We start from the raw sequence: 16502 nt of genomic DNA on the forward strand, positions 1-16502 counted from the left end.
GACAGGGTTGTAGCAAATCAGCGGTTACCTGCAACAAGCCGCATAGCGGCTGCAGGTTGTAAGACTATCTGCCGGCAAATCTGTCGCCGCTACGCGGCTTTCGCCGGCGGTCGATGGATGGACTACACACCTACTGCCGCTACGCGGCTTCTCCGCAACTTAGGTTAGCTAGTCTTAGCTGGCGGCTTCCAGTTCGGCCAGCATATCCAGCACCATGTGCTCGATGGGAGTCAGCAAATCGTTTTTGGCGGGGTTGGCATCGTGGCGGCGCAAGTAGTCAATGAGCTTATCGGAATTGAATAGCTCTACCACCTGCGGATGGACATAATATTTCGAGCAAACGGTGGGGGTATTTCCCAGGTCGTGAGCCACATCCTTGAGGGCGCGCTTCAGCGTTTTGGGCTTCGGGAAGTCGGGTTCTTCATCGAGCACCCGCTCCAGGCACTCCACCATCTTCACGGTACCGCCCCAGGTACGAAAATCCTTGGCCGAAAGCTTGAGGCCCGTTACCTGCTGCAGGTATTCGTTTACGTCGCCGGATTCCAGCTCCTGGCGCTGGCCGTCCGGGGTGTAGTATTGAAACAGGTGCTGGCCCGGAATTTCCTTGCACTTCTGCACCAGCTTAGCCAGCTTCCGGTCGTGTAGCGTGAGGTCGTGGGCCACACCTTTTTTCCCGACAAACGCAAACCGCACATCGTTGCCGCTTACCTGCACGTGCTTGTCGCGTAGCGTGGTAAGGCCATAGGTTTTATTTTTCTCGGCGTACTCGCGGTTGCCAACCCGGATAAATGACTTGTCCATCAGGGTAAGCACCAGCGCCACTACTTTCGGTTTGTCGAGTGCAGGGCGGGCCAGATCCTTATGCATCTGGGCGCGCAGGTCGGCCAGCTTTTCCCCGAAAGCGCGCAGGCGGCTGAATTTGGTGAGACTGCGGGCCTGGTCCCAGGCCGCGTGATAGAGGTACTGCTTGCGGCCTTTGGCGTCGCGTCCCGTGACTTGCAGATGCGTGTTGGCCGAAGGCGAAATCCAGACCTCGGTCCAGGCCGGTGGAATTACAAACCCCTGGATGCGGGTCAGCACTTTTTCGTCTGTGATTTTTTCGCCCGATGCTGTGTGGTAGCTGAATTTGCCGGCCCGAGTGGCTTTGCGGGTCAGGCCCGGCTTGGTGTCCGTAAAGTAGCGCAGGCCGGCCAGCTCGGCCTGGCGGGCGGGGTCCTTGTAGAGCTCATGGGCCTCCTGAAGCGGTGGCAAGTGCTTTTTTTTGGTTTTGGGGCGGGCAGCGGTAGCAGACATAAAATGGCCGGAGTAATTCCCGGCCAAAACAGCGCGGGTAGGCTGCATGTACGCAAAATCACCCGAAAAGATGAAGCGCTTTTCCACCAGCATATTGCCAGGACAACCAATATACGCAGTGTTTTTTATACCTGATCTGCAGCCATATGCAGCCACTTTTCCGGCCTGCTACAACACCCGCTGGCCAAAAGCGTACCGGACTGCGTGATTCTGGCACCGTTTTTTCATTCGGCAGTCAGCAACCCTATTGTTTCCTTTCTTCTCTTAACTCCAGCTTCGATGCGTCGATTCTTGCTTAAACCCTGGCTTCTTTTCTCGCTGGCTGCTACCCTTGGCGGCACAGCAGCCTGCTCTTCTGACGGCGGCGATGGTGTGGTATTGTTTTCCGTGGAAGACGACAAAACCTTAGGCCAGCAGGTGGCCGACCAGACCGACTCCACGTACCGCGCCAAAAGGCAATTGCTGGAGCGCAACACCCAAAACGCCCGCGCCTACCAGCTGCTCGATGGCGTAGTGAATAAGGTGCTGAACTCCGGCGAGGTGCGCTACCGCAACGAGTTTCCCTGGGACGTGAAAATCATTAAAGATGACGCCGTGCAGAATGCCTTTGCCACGCCCGGCGGCCACATCTACGTGTTTTCGGGTTTGATTAAGTTTCTGGATAATGAAAGCGAGCTGGCTGGCATCCTGGGCCACGAAATTGCGCACGCCGACCGCCGCCACACATCCAAGCAGCTGCAGCAGCAGTATGGCATCAGCTTGCTGCTGAGTTTACTAAGCGGCGACAATCCCAACCAGTTGGTGCAGATTGCTGCCGGCCTTAGCCAGCTCAAGTTCAGCCGCGACGACGAGAGCGAGGCCGACCAGTATTCGGTGACTTACCTCAACAAAACCCAGTATGCCTGCGACGGCGCGGCGGGCTTCTTTATAAAGGCGGAAGCCCAAAACCAGAGCGGCAACCCACCCGCCTTCCTAAGCACGCACCCTGCCCCGGCCACCCGCATCCAGGAAATCCAAGCCAAAGCCGACCAACTGAATTGCCGCAGCCGCTCAGTATCCAACACCAACTTCGAAGAGCTGAAGCGCATCATTTAGCTTGAGTTGCACCAGCAAGCTTACTTCATAAGCCGGCCGCCCATGCGGCCGGCTTATTTTATGCGCAAATGTGTTCAGCCAACCTATCAGGTATCAATTCCGAGGATTTCCGCGTACTTGGCTGCATGTCCCTGCTCAACCATCTCGGCAACCTGGCCGAACGCGCCGATTCTCTGCTGACCCGTGCCCGGGCCCGGCTTGGCTTGCTGCACCCGCTGCAGCTGATACCTTACCGCAGCTATGGCACCCCCACCCGGCTCTACGTGAAAGGCCGCCTGCTCACAGACAAAGGCATTACCGAGCCTGACGACACTGATTCGCGCCTGCACAACCTGCTGAACATGTACCGCCGTTTCGACAGCAACGAAATCGGCGGCGCGCAACTGCTGGTGCGGCCCGCCGATGGGTCGCAGCACCCGGTTGTGACCGATGAGGAAGGGTATTTCAGTTTGAATCTGGAGCCCAGGAGCCTGCCGGAGCCAATCGACTACCTCTGGTATCCGGTGGAAGTGCTGCTGCAGCAGGTGCCTCACCCCTACACTGCCGCCGAACTGCAGACTATGGCGCCGGTGCTTATTCCGCCCGCCGATGCGGAATACGGCATTATTTCCGACATCGACGATACTGTTATTCAGACTTCAGCCACCAATCTGCTGCGCATGGCGCGCACGGTGCTGGTGCGTAATGCTCGCTCACGCTTGCCGTTTAAGGGTGTGGCTGAGTTTTACCGGCAGTTACAGGTGGGCCGCAACGGCAAGCGCAACAACCCCTTCTTCTACGTCAGCAGTTCTCCCTGGAACCTGTATGATCTGCTGGAAGACTTTCTGAATCTCAACGACATTCCGCCCGGCCCGCTGTTGTTACGGGATATGGCTCTAGCCGGCAAGAAATCCAGTGATGCCTCAGCCCACCACGGCCACAAGCTCAAGGAAATCGACAATCTACTGCTCACCTACCCTACCTTACCGTTCATCCTCATCGGCGACTCAGGCCAGGAAGACGCCAATATCTATCGGGAAGTGGTGCGCCGCCACCCGGGCCGCGTACTGGCCATCTACATCCGCGACGTGAACCTGCCCGACCGCGCAAGCCTGGTAGAGCGCGTATCCGAAGAGTTGCGCGGAGAAAAAGTGGAAATGCTGCTGGTGCAGGATACTGTGCAGGCCGCTGAGCATGCGGTTAAGGCCGGGTTTATCTTCCAGGAGGCTGTTTCGGCCATAGAACAGGAAAAGCAGAAAGACGAAGCCGCTGATACCGAGGACGACCTGGATGGCGAAGGCACCGGCGAGCCGGTGATGAGCTAGGGCATCTTACTCAGTTAAATCTGCCCTCCCGAACAACGCAAAACACCTTATCACGCCAGGACTGCCACCGAAGGTCCTCGTTACAAGATGATAAGGTGTCTTGCTCTACTCGGGAGGGCAGCCTTTCCTTGCACTCTCTAGCTCGAATGGTCGGCGACAATAACCCACTGGCCGTTCAGGCGGCGCAGCACTAGCAGGTAATGGCCTTGCAGGTTGCCGGCGGTGGGGCGGGTAAGGTGCCAGCGGCCAACCACCTGTGCCGTTTCCGGAGTGAGCGGCGTGATGCGCAGGCCATCGAAGCGGAGCTGGCCCATGGCTTCGGCGCTGGGGTAGCTGCGGCGGTAGTTGTCGAGGGTGCGCTGCCAGCCATAGGTGAGGCCGCTTTTCCCGATAAATACCAGCGAATCGTTCTGCCAGTACCCCTGCATAAACCCCGCCACGTCGCCACGGTTCCAGGCGGCAGTCTGCGTGGTTAGCAGCTGCCCAATGGCCCGGCGCGCTTCAGCGGGCGTTTCGGCGGTAGTCTCAACCAAGGTACCAGACCGGCTGGCAGTACAAGCCAGCAGCAAACCCAGGGGCAGAACTGCAAATCGATTCATATAAAACAGGTAATTACAGGAAGTGTGAGTGGAGCGTAGCAGGCCAGCAGTGGCCGCCCTCGTGCAGAAGTCACGAAGATGAAGACTCCCGCCGAGTTTACCAGCAGGCCGACTGACAGCAGTATTAGTTGAGCAGTTCGCGCACGTAGGCGGTACCTCCCAGGCGGCGCATGTTGCGCACTACCCGGCGCTGCTTGGCGCGAGCCTGGGGCCCAGGATTACTGGCCCGGAACCGCAGCGGGTTGGGCAGCACACCTGCTAGCAGGGCAGCTTCCTGGCGGTTGAGGCGGCTGGCCGGCTTGCGGAAATAGCGCTGTGAGGCAGCTTCCACCCCAAAGGTGCAGTCGCCCATTTCCGCCACGCTCAAGTACATTTCCATGATGCGCCGTTTGTCCCAGAGCAGCTCAATGAGCACCGTGAAGTAGGCTTCAGCCGCCTTGCGGATATAGCTGCGGCCGTGCCACAAAAACACATTTTTGGCTACCTGCTGCGTGATAGTGCTGCCACCACGCAGCTGCTTGCCTCCACCGAAGTTGTTTTTGGCCGCTTTCCACAGAGCATTGCCATCGAAGCCATGGTGTAGCAGAAAGCGTTGATCTTCGGCCGCAATAAGCGCCAGCGGCACTTCCGCCGATACTTCATCTAGGCTTTTAAAATGGTATTTGATGCGCCGGTCGTGTTCCTGAATGCCGTAGTAGCCGAAGCCCACGGGCGCGTGGGCGCGGCGGTCCAGCATCAGCCAAGTGGCCGGCGGCGCCACCCACCGGTAGATGAGCACCCAAGCCACCGAGGTCAGAAAAAGGGCTGCCAGTACCTGTAATGCCACTTGCCGTGTTTGCCGCCACACTTTGCTATAATCCGTTGCCACAGGCGCCTCGCTGAAAATATCTAGCAGAATTGCTGGAGCCAAAATGGCCTCATCTGGCGCAAAAGTAGCATGTTGGGGACCATTGGCCGGCATGTTTCTGGTTTTCGACTACCTTTTCACTGTTCTTTTGTTTACAAGCCATGTCGCGTCTGCTAGCCTTATTTCCGCTTAATCTGGTTGTTTTTCCTGGGGAAAAGCTCAATCTGCACATCTTCGAGCCTCGCTACCGCCAGTTGGTGCGCGACTGCCTGAGTGAGGGCATTACCTTCGGCATCCCACCTTACCGCAACGAGGCCGTGAGCATGCTGGGCACTGAAATGCAGCTGATTGGCGTCGAGAAAAGCTACGACAGCGGGGAGCTGGATATTCGCACCCGTGCCGTTGGCGTGTTTCGCATCGAGGAGTTTTACCGGCAGGCACCGGGCAAGCTCTACGCCGGTGGCCTGATAGAAGAAGTAGCCGACGACAACACGCCCGATATACTGCTGCAGGCGCGTATCACGGCACAAGTAGAGCAGCTATATGATATTCTGGGGCTGCGCAAGCTCATGCAAGAGTTGCCGGCCAACTACCGGGTGTATGACATTGCGCATCATCTGGGGCTAAGCACCGAGCAGGAGTTTCAACTGCTGGAGGCCGAAACTGAAATTGAGCGTCAGGAACTGGTGCTGGAGCATTTAGAGCACATTCTGCCGGTATTGCTTGAAACCGAGCGGCTTAAAGAACGGGTGCGCCTCAATGGGCATTTTAAAAACCTGACCCCGCCGAATTTCTGATCTGACACGAAAGCCACTGGTTCTGGCCCGAACGATAAGGCGGCCTTCCTACGTATAGCAAGTAGCGTTCTATTGGCATGCCTGTGGCTTCTTTCTCAACCTTGTTTTTGTATTTGCTGGCGGCGCTGGCAGCGGCTCTCACGGCCTGGCTGCTGGTTCGCTACCGCCAGGAACGGCACTATCGGCGGCGGCCTTATGTGGCGCCGGCTCACAACGACTGGCTGCTTCATCTGCCTGACCCGGCAACTCCGCTACTGCACCGCGTGGCCTTGCTCGGCGACCCGGGAGCCGTGGCCACTGACGGCACCGACAACTTACTGAAACTACTGCAGCACTGGCAGCAGGAAACCGGCCCGGCCGGCACCGTCATCATCCTCGGCGACAATGTCTACCCTACAGGGCTGCCGGCACCGGAGCACATCGGCCGCGCCGCCGCCGAAAAGCACCTGAACGCGCTGCTGGACGTGCTCCGGCCTTTTCCTGGCCGGGTGGTATTTCTTAGCGGCAACCACGACTGGAACAAAGGCCGCCCGGACGGCTACGAGTACCTGCTGCGCCAGGAAGCCTACATCCGCGAAAAGCTTCCGACAGCGCAGTACTTGCCGGCGGGCGGCACACCCGGCCCCGTGGCGCTGCAGCTAGCCGATGGTGTGCTGCTGCTGGTGCTCAACACGCAATGGTGGGTGCAGCAGGGCCCGCGCCCGATGTCTGATACCAAGCAGCCGTTCCGGCAGCTGCAGCAATTACTGGTAGAGAACCAGCACCAGCGCATTGTGGTGGCCGGGCATCACCCCTTGTACTCCAACGCCCTGCACGGCGGCAAGTTCACGGCCAAGCAGCACGTGTTTCCGCTCACAACCGTGCATAAACGTGCCTATGTACCGCTGCCGTTTATTGGTTCTTTGCTGCCGCTGTACCGCAAGCTGGTAGGTGCCGCCGAAGATATGGCCCACCCCCGCTACCGAAAAATGCGCCGCCGCCTGCTACGGGTGCTGCATCAGCATCGGCACTTGGTGTACGCTGCCGGCCACGACCATAATCTGCAGTATTTCGAGCAGCATGGCAGCCACTACCTCGTGAGTGGCGCTGGCAGCAAAACGGCATTCGTGCAGAAAGGCGGGCAAGCTACTTTCGTGCACGAAAACAAAGGATTTTTCAGCCTGGACTATTATACCAACGGCGAAACGTGGCTGCGTACGCTGGAGCCTGACGCTACCGGCGCGCCGCTGCCCGAAGTGTTTCGCCAGCGCCTCTACCCTAGCCCAATGGTAGCAGCACCCTTGGTGCCGTCGGTGGTGGTGGTGCCGCTGGCGGCAGAACTGCCCTTATAGCACCGGGGCCTCCGGCACCAGCACTCGAAGGCTACGCGGCCGGATCTGCACTTCAATGGGCGTAGTAAGGTAGCAGGGCTCACCATCTATCTGGCACAGCACCTGCGTGGCACCAGGAACCGTAATGCAAACCTGCCGGCCCCGCAGCCGCCGAGTATATTCTGAAGCGTCAAACCCAGCCGTATAGAGGTTATACAGGATTCCGGGGGCAGCAGTACCAGGGAAAGGTTCGATCAGACAAACCTCAAATTCGCCATCATCGAGGTGGCTGTCGGGGTTGATGATGACGTTGCTGCCGAACGTGCGGGCGTTGGCAATCGTGAGCATGAACGCCGGGCCCTCCCACTGGTCGTGCTCGGTTGCAATCTGGTAAATGGCTGGCGTGTAGCTCAGATACTCCTGCGTGGCAATGCGCACATATGCACCAGGCCCGCGGGTGTCGCCTTGGTTGAACCGCTCCACAATCAAAGCATTGAAGCCCAGATCAGCTAAATGCGCCGCAAACCGGCCATTGATCTGCAGCGTATCGATGGCGTGTATCTGGTGCTGCCATGTCAGTTTCAGGGCCTCCTGCGTGTCCTGCGGAATTCCCAGATCCTTGGACAAGCCATTGCCAGAGCCAAGCGGCAGTATGCCCAGCGGTATCCTTCCATCAAGTAGGGCCTCCGCCACCAGACTTACGGTTCCGTCGCCGCCGGCAGCAAACACGGCATCGTAGGTGTGCTGCTGCAGGTGTTGCTGCAGGTGTTCCAGGTCGTTTTTGCCAGTGGTATGGTGGAAATGAGCCGTGCGGCCTCGCTCAGTACAATAGGCCGTGATAGAGCTTTCCAGTTCCGCCTTGCTGATATCCCCCGACACCGGGTTCAACACAAACAGTAAGGTGCGTAGTGGCACTGAAACAGGAACAGACATGTCAAAGGAAGGTAATGCGTGTGCGAAAACAAAGATATACATCTACCAAACCACAGAGGCCGACCACAGGGCCGGCCTCACAGGACAGTAACGCAAGAACATCAGGAGTGGCTAGGGCTTCAGGCCGGTCGGCACCCCTTGCGGATACTCGGTAGCAATGGCCTGCTCCAGCTCGCCGATCCGGTTGCCGGGGTTGGGGTGCGTGCTCATAAACTCCGGCTGGCCACCGCCACCACCGGCCTTTTCCAGCACTTGCATTACCTGAATCATGGCCCGGGGGTCGTAGCCAGCCTTGGCAGTGTAGGAAACAGCCAGCCGGTCAGATTCCAACTCATCTTCCCGGCCAAAGCGCAGCGTCATTAGCTTGCCTACCATGGCGGCGGCAGCAGCACCGGCAGCTGTAGCGGGGCGGTCAGGGTCGTACATGCCAATAGCGGCAGCGCCACTTAATCCCTGCGTCAGCTGCGACTTGGCAATCTGCTCGGCAGAGTGGCGGCCGACTACGTGACCAACTTCGTGGGCCAGCACACCAGCCACCTGGCCTTCGCTCCGCAGGTTTTTCAGCAAACCAGCCGTTATGAATACCTGGCCGCCGGGCAGAGCAAAGGCGTTGATGGTGTTTTCATCGGCCAGCAAATGAAACTGAAACTTGTAGGGGCTCTGGCCCGCCTTGGTGTTCCGGACGATATCCTGCCCAATCTGCTCGACGCGGGCACTGGCCTGGCGGTCGGGGTGCAGGCCGCCGTACTGCTGGGCCATTTCGGGAGCAGCCTGCAGACCCAGCGCAATTTCCTGCTCGGCTGTCATATCCACGTGCTGAACCTCTCCAGTCACCTCATTCACAGATCGTTTGCAGTAGTAGGTTAGAAGGGTTACGCCAGCCATCAGCAGGGCAATAATGAAGCGAAGATTTCCTCTCATGGTTGGAGTTAGTTGAAAAGGGAGCGAAAGAGAGAATATGCCGTTCTAACGGCTATTTGGGCTTGTAACGGGCCCTAGCAGGCAGGGTTGCCTACCCTATATACCCAAAAGGCTGGCTTCGTCGTATGTGTCCCCATCAGGCCGGCTGGCCCCTCTCCCTTCTCTTCTTTCACCACTATTCCTCCTCTCCCATGAATCAGAAACGCACTTTCGGCGCTATCCTCACCATACTGGGTATCGTCGGTATCATTTATGGCGCACTGGGCTTCCTGCACATGGCTGGCGTATCGCTGAGCAAAGTCAATTCCATCGTGCCGTTTGCCGTGGGCCTGATTTTCTTCTTTGCAGGCATCAACCTGGTGAAAGCAACCGGCGACCGGGCGTAGCGCCATAGCTACTCCGCAGAAAGGGCCCGTCTGGATTCAGACGGGCCCTTTCTATTATTTTATTAGAGAATTTGGCAGGATTATGCTCCCGGCAGGCCACGCCACTGCGCAAAAGCCAGCAAGGCCGGATCGAGCTGCAGCCAGCTTGAGGTGTAGGAAGCACTACTAGGCCCGTGCGCAAACACCACCGACCCATTGCGGATAGCCCGAATGATGGTGGGCGCCTGCGTAACCGGCAGCGCCGGACAGCCCTGGCTCCGGCCCAGGCGGCCATGCTGACGCACAAACTGCTCACTCACATACTCAGCCCCATGCACGACCACTGCCCGACTGGCCGCGTTAGTGTTGTGGCGGGCGTCTTGGCCGTGCAGCTTCAACGACAGGCCATGCTTGCCCTGATAGGTCTGGCCGGTTACGTAGAACCCGAGGCTGCTCATTTCCGAGCCCTCCACATTGGAAAAGCGTTGGGCCATGTTGTCGCCGGTATTTTTGCCGTGCGCTACCAGCGTATGAAACAACACCTTCTGCTGCTTCAGATCAATCACCCATAGCCGTTTTTGGGTGCTGGGCAACGAAAAATCGATGATGGTAACCACTGGCTGCTTGGCTACGCCCCTGCGGTGCAGGCTATAATAGCCAAGCAAGGCTTCTCGGTAAACATTCGGGGAAAGCCCATAGCTGGTAAGCCGAGCCCCGGTGTAGCTACTTAATGTATACTGCTCGAAAGCTGCCAGATAATGGACGCGCAGAGCACGGCTATTGATGTCGCCTACAGGCCCAGAATCGGTACGGGAGCCTGCAACCGGTGAAGCAGTAAAGAGGCTGGCAGCAAGAAGTAGCGTGGCTACGGCAGTCGGTGCAAAGGTCATCGGCTGAACAGGCAGAATAAGTCGGGAAGGCAAGCAAAAACTCCGGGCCCGGATTGGGGTTTACAAAAATAGTATTTTAGCGCATTCAATCCTGCTGATGCCAACCCTTTTTAGCAGGCAGTCAGTTCCGTACCTTCCGCTTATGTACTTCCGCAGATTTGCCTACACCTTCATTATCGTGCCACTTATGGCCGCCTGTACTCCCACTGTTCCCGACTTGCCCGGCTTTGATGCCACCGTCTGGCGCCGTGACACCTACGGCTGCCAGGATTCACGGCCTGCACAGCTAAAAAGCCTGTTGCAAAGCAAAGAAATGCTATATGGCCTCCGCACTCCTGTTATCGAGCAACTACTGGGCCGCCCCGACGAGGAGGAACTTGCCGAACAGACCGAAAAAATCTATAACTATTATCTGGAATCGGGCCCCCATTGCCTGCCACCGCACCAACGCTCAGCAGCCAACAAGCTCAGCATTCGGTTTGGCCCGTTAGGAACGGTAACTGAAGTAATAACAACTCGCCCAAGTACACTATAAATATAATTTATTCAATATTTACTTTTTATTTGCAAGCTTCACCCCCACATTTACACGTCCTCAAACTCACTGGCACCAACGAGAAGCGGCATCCCCTGAATGGAGATGCCGCTTGTTTTTTCATACAAGACCAGATGCCAACTGGCTACTAGCCGAGGCCACCTTCCTGGGGGTCCGTTTTCACTGGAACGGTGTCCTGATGCTGTTCGGCACGATAGAGGCTCAACTGCGAAGGAGTCAGAATGCGGCTGCATTCTACCTCGTACTGGGCCTCCAACTCACCAAGTTTGGCCCGCTGCTGCGCAACGTCATCTTTGTATTGCCAGCTGATTTCGTCCATGCGCGTGAGCTTGATCTGATTGACCGCCCGCAGACGGATAAACTGCGCCTCATTCAAATGCAGTGAATTTGACATCTGGCGGGTCATTTCATCAACTAAGGCAGCCGGTGGTTCGCCGATTCCCGGCAACTCAGCATGACGGTCCTGCTTCTGCGCAGCCGCAACACCAACCAGACCGATCATCAGCAGGAGAGTAAAGACGATGGTTTTCATAATAAAGCAAAAAACAGAGAGGCAGAAGAAGCAGAAAGTGAGTGAATAGAATGCATGTTTAATTCTGCATACCTCATTCACTATATTTAATCCAAATATATGTTGCCAAAATTACAACAACAATTTTTCCGGGTATTTTTTTATTTCCGGTTTTGACACAACCTGTTTCTTTCCTGGAAAGTGCCCGTTTAAAGGAATAAATGTGATTTTGTTAGACTAAGAGCTACGAGAGCAGGCCGGTCTACGGCCATTATTCCTGAAGCATTGATAAGAGCTTCTCGTAGTATGTGAGCTATTTTCCACTTGTAGCATATGTGAAGCTTAAGTCAGGCCAGCTCATTGTTGCTTGCTATTGGCCCAAAAGGATTACATGCGCATCATCGAACATGCCTTAAGCGCTAGGCCCTGCTCAGAAATCGGTGTATAGGCCAGTGTGAACCCCGTTTGCTACTCTTTCTATGCTCTGCCCGCTTGCAGCTAGTACGCGACGGCTACAGGCGAGCAGACAAGGCGACGCACCCAATCCTCTAAGTGCGTAAGTGCAGAGGCAAGCCATTCGGCCAACGATGAGCAGGCAAATGCGTATTCCCTACTGCCTCTTAGTTGTATATCTGTCGCAGATGAAACACTCTTTAACCTGTCCTCTACAAGCCGGCGCACCTGCCCCAAACGGCTTATTGCCCGACGGCACTCCCCTTTCTGCTTTGCGCGGCCAGCCTGTGGTGCTGGCTTTTTCTCCCGATGAGTGGAACCCTAGCCATGCCTACCAAAGTGCACTGTTTGCGCGCTTGCTGCGCGAGTTCAATAGCGAGGTAACCTTTGTGGATACAGCCGGCGCGAACTGGCATTCCTTGAACTGGTGTGGGATGCTGGCAGAGCAGTTTGGTGTGAGCGGCCAGCGGGCGTTGTTTTTACTTGATGAGCAAGGCGTAGTACGCTGGCAGACGGTAGTAGATGCCAACGTAAGTATCCGGCCCGGCCAGCTACTGGCGGCGCTGGAGGAGCTCAAATCTACAGCCGCTCCCACAGCTGATACCTCCACCGTCAGCGGAGTGTCGCGGCGCACCTTCGTGACGGCCCTACTGGCTACGGTGGCCCTGCTCCTGCTGCCCAACACGGACGCCGCCGCTGCCGCCGAATCGGCCCCGGCCGGCCCCGACGCACCTACCCCCAGCGCCACCGCCGACACCGTACCTGTCACGCTGAATATCAACGGCAAAACGCACCAATTGCAGCTGGAACCTCGCGTAGTGCTACTGGACGCCTTGCGTGAAAATCTACACCTCACGGGCACCAAGAAAGGCTGCGACCATGGCCAGTGCGGCGCCTGCACCGTGCATCTCGACGGCCAAAGCGCGCTGTCCTGCCTGCGGCTGGCCGTGATGAGCCAGGGCCAGCAAATCACCACCATCGAAGGCTTGGCCGCCGGCGAAACGCTGCACCCAATGCAGGCTGCTTTTGTGAAGCACGACGCGTTTCAGTGCGGCTACTGCACACCGGGCCAGATTATGGCCGCCACCGCCCTGGTCCAGGACAAGCAGCCGCGCTCGGCCGTGGAAATCAGGGAGGCTATGAGCGGCAACCTGTGCCGCTGCGCCGCTTACCCCAACATTATTGCCGCCATCGAAGACGCTCAGCGTGCCTAACTTCTGCTTATGACTCCTTTCCAATACCAGCGGGCCGGCAGCGCTGCCGATGCCGTGGCTCTGGTTGCCCAGGACCCGGCCGCTACGTTTATTGCCGGCGGCACCTCCGAAGTTGATTTATTGAAAGAAGGCGTGCACCAGCCCAGCCGCTTGGTAGACCTGGCCGGACTCCCGGCCGGCACTATTGCCCCGCTCAGTGGCGGTGGGCTGCGCTTTGGGGCCGGCGTGAGCAACAGCGCAGCGGCCACGCACCCCGAAATCCGGCAGCGCTACACGGCCGTGAGTGAAGCCCTACTGGCAGGCGCCTCCACCCAGATCCGCAACGTGGCTACCATGGCCGGCAACCCGCTGCAGCGCACCCGCTGCCCGTATTTCCGCGACCCGGGCCAGCCCTGCAACAAGCGCACTCCTGGCAGCGGCTGCGCCGCTCTCGAAGGCCTCAACCGGGTGCACGCCATATTCGGTGCCTCGGCCAGCTGCGTGGCCACCCAACCCAGCGACCTGGCCGTTGCGCTGGCCGCCCTCGATGCGCAGGTGCAAACCACTGGCCCCCGCGGCAACCGCACCATTGCCTTCCCCGACCTGCACCGCCTGCCCGGCAACACTCCGCAACTGGACACAATACTGGAGCACGGCGAGCTGATTACGGCCATCGACCTACCGACCTTCGCGGGCCGCTCGCACTACCTCAAAATACGTGACCGGGCTTCCTACGCTTATGCGCTGGTGTCGTGCGCGGTGGCGCTGGAAATGGATGGCTCCCGTATTCGGCGGGCTCGGGTGGCGCTGGGCGGCGTGGCGCACAAGCCTTGGCGGGTTCCAGCCGCTGAAGCCCTGCTAGCCGGCCGCAAGCCCACCGAAAAGCTGTTTCAGGCCGCCGCTGAGCAGGCTTTTGCCGATGCCAAGCCACTGGAGCATAACGCGTATAAGATTCCGATGGGCCGCAACCTGTTGGTGCGAGCCCTGCTGGAAACCAGCGGCCTGCAGCCGCTGGCCGGGCCGGCCGGAACGGCCTTTGCCGCCAGTGTGGGCGGCATGGGCGGCCTTATTTCTTCTCCCCGCTAATTTATTCAGACTGCTATGACAATGACCGAAGCCACTGGCCAACCCCTCGACCGGGTAGATGGTCGGCTGAAGGTGATGGGCGACGCCCGCTACACTGCTGAATGGGACGTGCCGGGCCTGGTATACGGTGCGGTAGTGGTCAGTACCATTGCCCACGGTACCGTGCGTATGCTGGATACGGCGGCGGCCCTGCGCGCTCCGGGCGTGCGGGCAGTACTCACCCACGAAAATGCTCCTCGTTTGCAGCCCATTCCCGAAAAGGTGGGCGAAACGTTGTTTCGGGGCGAAGGCGGCATCACGGAAACGCGCCAGCCCTTGCAGGATGCTACCGTAGAATACGCCGGTCAGCCCCTGGCCCTGGTAGTAGCCGACACGCACGAACAGGCCCGCCACGCAGCTACGCTCGTGCGCGTGGCTTATGAGGAGCGCCCGCCCCAGCTCAACCAGCAGACTGCTCCTCAGCAGAGCAAGCCGGAGTCGTTTCTCGGCAACAAGGAAGAAAAGCTACAGGTAACCCTCGGCGACCCTAAGTCCGCGCTGGCATCTGCTCCGGTGAAGATTCAGCAGGTCTACGAGTCCGGCATCACCCACCACAGCCCCATTGAGCAGGTAGCCACCATTGCCCACTGGGAGCTGCGCGGCGGCACCGATTTTCTGACGCTTTATGATACTACCCGCGGCCTGGAAAACACCCAGGCCGTGGCGGCGCTGTCGTTGGGGCTGCCCAAGGAGCGGGTGCACGTTATCTGCCCATTCGTGGGCGGGGCGTTTGGGGCCAAAGGCTGGCTGTTTGCGCCGGTGCTGCTGGCGGCCATGGCGGCCCGCGTGGTGAAACGACCCGTGAAGCTGGAATGGCGCCGGCAGGAGATGTTTACGGTAGCCGGCCAGCGTGCCGCCACGCATCAAACCCTGGCTTTGGGCGCCACCCGCGACGGTAAGCTAACGGCGCTGCAGCACGACACGCACACGCACTCCTCGCAGTCGAGCGGGTTTACGGAGCCGTGCGCGCGCGTGTCGCGGATGATGTACGCCGTGCCCAACCTGGGCTTCTCGCACCAGCTGGCCCACCTGCACCTGCCCTCGCCGTGCCCCATGCGCGGCCCCGGCGAAACTGTGGGCGGCTGGGCTCTGGAGTGCGCCCTCGACGAGCTGGCCACCGAGTTGAGCCTGGACCCGGTGGAGCTGCGCCTGCGCAACTACGCCGAGAAAAATCCTGAAACCGGCAAGCCTTGGTCGAGCAAAAACCTGCGCGAGTGCTACACCCGCGGCAAGGCCCTGATCGGCTGGGATGCACGCAACCCCAAGCCGCGCTCCATGCGCGAAGGCCGCGAGCTAATCGGCTACGGCATGGCCACCACTATGTATCCGGCCGGGCGTCGCAAGGCCGCTGCCAAGGCCACTATCTTCGCCGATGGCCGCGCGCTGGTGCAGAGCGCCACCCACGAGCTGGGAAACGGTGCCTATACCATCTTCCGCCAGATCGGGGCCGACGGGCTGGGTTTGCCGGTGGAGCAGGTGCGGTTTGAGCTGGGCGACTCTGCCCTGCCTCCTACGCCCACCTCGGGCGGCTCTGTCACGACGGCCACCGTGGGCCCAGCCGTACTGCAGGCCAGCCGGGCCGCGGTGCGCGCCCTGCAGCAACTGGCGGCCCGCGACACGAAGTCGCCACTGTACGGATCGGCTCCGGAAGCAGTGGAGGCCCGCAACGGCCGGCTGCAGCTCAAGGTTACGCCTGCTACCGGCGAAACTTACGCTGCCATTCTGAGACGGGCCAAGCTGCCTTCCATCGTCGGCACCAACGAAGCCGAGCCGGGTACGGAGCGGGAACAGTTCTCGTTCTATTCCTTCGGGGCAGTATTTGCCCAGGTGCGGGTCAATGAAGAGAGTGGTACAATTCGGGTGGCCCGGCTCTGTGGCGTCTACGACGTAGGCCGGCTGATGAACCCCAAAACGGCGCACTCCCAGATTATCGGGGGCATGACCATGGGGCTGGGAGCTACGCTGATGGAGGAAACCACCTACGACCCGCGCAATGGCCGCGCCGTGGTGCGCAACTTCGCCGACTACCACGTGCCCAGCATGGCCGACACACCCGACATCCAAGTGGAATGGCTCAATATTCCTGACCCGCTCATCAGTGAGCTGGGCGCCCGCGGCATTGGCGAAATCGGCTGCGTGGGTACTCCGGCGGCCATCACCAACGCCGTATTCCACGCTACTGGCCGGCGCTTCCGCTCCCTGCCTCTAACCCCCGACAAGTTTTTCAACGCCTAAAAAACTCCGCTACTGTGTCGGGTCCGTGGGGTACAACAGGCTTTCTTGCTGTTTTTTGTTTTAGCCGATAGCTGA

At 59.0% G+C, this 16502-nt stretch carries 16 protein-coding genes; 9 read left to right on the forward strand and 7 right to left on the reverse strand.

The window, feature by feature from the left end:
* Positions 1-174: 174 nt before the first annotated feature.
* Entirely contained in the window at positions 175-1293 is a 1119-nt protein-coding gene (locus tag H8B14_RS14395; RefSeq protein WP_187316354.1) for a DNA topoisomerase IB, read from the reverse strand.
* A gap of 279 nt (positions 1294-1572) precedes the next feature.
* Between H8B14_RS14395 and H8B14_RS14400 the strand changes: the two genes are divergently transcribed.
* Positions 1573-2388 (forward strand): M48 family metalloprotease, encoded by an 816-nt coding sequence (locus H8B14_RS14400; protein WP_187316355.1) that lies wholly within the window; start codon positions 1573-1575, stop codon positions 2386-2388.
* A gap of 125 nt (positions 2389-2513) precedes the next feature.
* Complete coding sequence (locus tag H8B14_RS14405) at positions 2514-3692, forward strand: App1 family protein (RefSeq protein WP_187316356.1); 1179 nt, start codon at positions 2514-2516, stop codon at positions 3690-3692.
* 137 nt (positions 3693-3829) lie between these two features.
* Here the strand turns inward: H8B14_RS14405 and H8B14_RS14410 are convergent, their stop codons facing one another.
* Both H8B14_RS14410 and mtgA read right to left on the reverse strand, forming a co-directional pair.
* Positions 3830-4291 carry a YybH family protein gene (locus tag H8B14_RS14410; RefSeq protein ID WP_187316357.1) on the reverse strand — a complete coding sequence of 154 codons (462 nt, stop codon included), beginning with the start codon at positions 4289-4291 and terminating at the stop codon, positions 3830-3832.
* Between the two features lie 124 nt (positions 4292-4415).
* Entirely contained in the window at positions 4416-5117 is a 702-nt protein-coding gene (gene mtgA / locus H8B14_RS14415) for a monofunctional biosynthetic peptidoglycan transglycosylase (protein WP_315984833.1), read from the reverse strand.
* 182 nt (positions 5118-5299) lie between these two features.
* On the opposite strand from mtgA, the gene H8B14_RS14420 reads away from it, so the two are divergent.
* Both H8B14_RS14420 and H8B14_RS14425 read left to right on the forward strand, forming a co-directional pair.
* Complete coding sequence (locus H8B14_RS14420) at positions 5300-5935, forward strand: LON peptidase substrate-binding domain-containing protein (RefSeq protein ID WP_187316359.1); 636 nt, start codon at positions 5300-5302, stop codon at positions 5933-5935.
* 83 nt (positions 5936-6018) lie between these two features.
* Entirely contained in the window at positions 6019-7266 is a 1248-nt protein-coding gene (locus H8B14_RS14425) for a metallophosphoesterase (RefSeq protein WP_315984834.1), read from the forward strand.
* On the opposite strand, the gene H8B14_RS14430 is transcribed toward H8B14_RS14425, so the two are convergent.
* Both H8B14_RS14430 and H8B14_RS14435 read right to left on the reverse strand, forming a co-directional pair.
* A complete protein-coding gene (locus tag H8B14_RS14430) occupies positions 7261-8178 on the reverse strand; it encodes a diacylglycerol/lipid kinase family protein (protein ID WP_187316361.1) in 918 nt (305 codons plus the stop codon). The genes H8B14_RS14425 and H8B14_RS14430 overlap by 6 nt on opposite strands.
* Positions 8179-8289: 111 nt before the next feature.
* Entirely contained in the window at positions 8290-9099 is an 810-nt protein-coding gene (locus H8B14_RS14435; protein WP_187316362.1) for a M48 family metallopeptidase, read from the reverse strand.
* A gap of 191 nt (positions 9100-9290) precedes the next feature.
* Here H8B14_RS14435 and H8B14_RS14440 point away from each other — a divergent pair, with 191 nt between their 5' ends.
* Complete coding sequence (locus H8B14_RS14440; RefSeq protein ID WP_187316363.1) at positions 9291-9485, forward strand: hypothetical protein; 195 nt, start codon at positions 9291-9293, stop codon at positions 9483-9485.
* 80 nt (positions 9486-9565) lie between these two features.
* On the opposite strand, the gene H8B14_RS14445 is transcribed toward H8B14_RS14440, so the two are convergent.
* The gene (locus H8B14_RS14445) at positions 9566-10354 is read right to left on the reverse strand and encodes a murein L,D-transpeptidase catalytic domain family protein (RefSeq protein ID WP_261990034.1); all 789 of its coding nucleotides are present in this window, start codon (positions 10352-10354) and stop codon (positions 9566-9568) included.
* Between the two features lie 142 nt (positions 10355-10496).
* Here H8B14_RS14445 and H8B14_RS14450 point away from each other — a divergent pair, with 142 nt between their 5' ends.
* Positions 10497-10889, forward strand: coding sequence for a hypothetical protein (locus H8B14_RS14450; RefSeq protein WP_187316365.1), 393 nt, complete (start codon positions 10497-10499; stop codon positions 10887-10889).
* 148 nt (positions 10890-11037) lie between these two features.
* Here the strand turns inward: H8B14_RS14450 and H8B14_RS14455 are convergent, their stop codons facing one another.
* Positions 11038-11442, reverse strand: coding sequence for a hypothetical protein (locus tag H8B14_RS14455; RefSeq protein WP_187316366.1), 405 nt, complete (start codon positions 11440-11442; stop codon positions 11038-11040).
* Positions 11443-12062: 620 nt separating this feature from the next.
* On the opposite strand from H8B14_RS14455, the gene H8B14_RS21365 reads away from it, so the two are divergent.
* The 3 genes from H8B14_RS21365 to H8B14_RS14470 are packed head-to-tail and all read left to right on the forward strand — an operon-like array spanning position 12063 to position 16427.
* On the forward strand, positions 12063-13088 hold the full coding sequence (locus H8B14_RS21365) for a 2Fe-2S iron-sulfur cluster-binding protein (RefSeq protein WP_315984835.1): 1026 nt from the start codon (positions 12063-12065) through the stop codon (positions 13086-13088).
* A gap of 9 nt (positions 13089-13097) precedes the next feature.
* Positions 13098-14153, forward strand: a complete 1056-nt coding sequence (locus H8B14_RS14465; RefSeq protein ID WP_187316367.1) for an FAD binding domain-containing protein — start codon at positions 13098-13100, stop codon at positions 14151-14153.
* 15 nt (positions 14154-14168) lie between these two features.
* Complete coding sequence (locus H8B14_RS14470; protein WP_187316368.1) at positions 14169-16427, forward strand: xanthine dehydrogenase family protein molybdopterin-binding subunit; 2259 nt, start codon at positions 14169-14171, stop codon at positions 16425-16427.
* Positions 16428-16502: the final 75 nt, after the last annotated feature.

The sequence above is a fragment of the Hymenobacter puniceus genome (genome assembly GCF_014333525.1).
In the GTDB taxonomy this organism is placed as follows: Bacteria; Bacteroidota; Bacteroidia; order Cytophagales; family Hymenobacteraceae; genus Hymenobacter.

Coding starts and splice junctions, on each gene's coding strand:
- H8B14_RS14410 (WP_187316357.1), bottom strand. CDS start 4,291: ATGAATCGATTTGCAGTTCTGCCCCTGGGTTTGCTGCTGGCTTGTACT.
- H8B14_RS14395 (WP_187316354.1), bottom strand. CDS start 1,293: ATGTCTGCTACCGCTGCCCGCCCCAAAACCAAAAAAAAGCACTTGCCA.
- H8B14_RS14465 (WP_187316367.1), top strand. CDS start 13,098: ATGACTCCTTTCCAATACCAGCGGGCCGGCAGCGCTGCCGATGCCGTG.
- H8B14_RS14440 (WP_187316363.1), top strand. CDS start 9,291: ATGAATCAGAAACGCACTTTCGGCGCTATCCTCACCATACTGGGTATC.
- H8B14_RS14420 (WP_187316359.1), top strand. CDS start 5,300: ATGTCGCGTCTGCTAGCCTTATTTCCGCTTAATCTGGTTGTTTTTCCT.
- H8B14_RS21365 (WP_315984835.1), top strand. CDS start 12,063: ATGAAACACTCTTTAACCTGTCCTCTACAAGCCGGCGCACCTGCCCCA.
- H8B14_RS14430 (WP_187316361.1), bottom strand. CDS start 8,178: ATGTCTGTTCCTGTTTCAGTGCCACTACGCACCTTACTGTTTGTGTTG.
- H8B14_RS14405 (WP_187316356.1), top strand. CDS start 2,514: ATGTCCCTGCTCAACCATCTCGGCAACCTGGCCGAACGCGCCGATTCT.
- H8B14_RS14400 (WP_187316355.1), top strand. CDS start 1,573: ATGCGTCGATTCTTGCTTAAACCCTGGCTTCTTTTCTCGCTGGCTGCT.
- H8B14_RS14470 (WP_187316368.1), top strand. CDS start 14,169: ATGACAATGACCGAAGCCACTGGCCAACCCCTCGACCGGGTAGATGGT.
- H8B14_RS14450 (WP_187316365.1), top strand. CDS start 10,497: ATGTACTTCCGCAGATTTGCCTACACCTTCATTATCGTGCCACTTATG.
- H8B14_RS14435 (WP_187316362.1), bottom strand. CDS start 9,099: ATGAGAGGAAATCTTCGCTTCATTATTGCCCTGCTGATGGCTGGCGTA.
- H8B14_RS14445 (WP_261990034.1), bottom strand. CDS start 10,354: ATGACCTTTGCACCGACTGCCGTAGCCACGCTACTTCTTGCTGCCAGC.
- H8B14_RS14455 (WP_187316366.1), bottom strand. CDS start 11,442: ATGAAAACCATCGTCTTTACTCTCCTGCTGATGATCGGTCTGGTTGGT.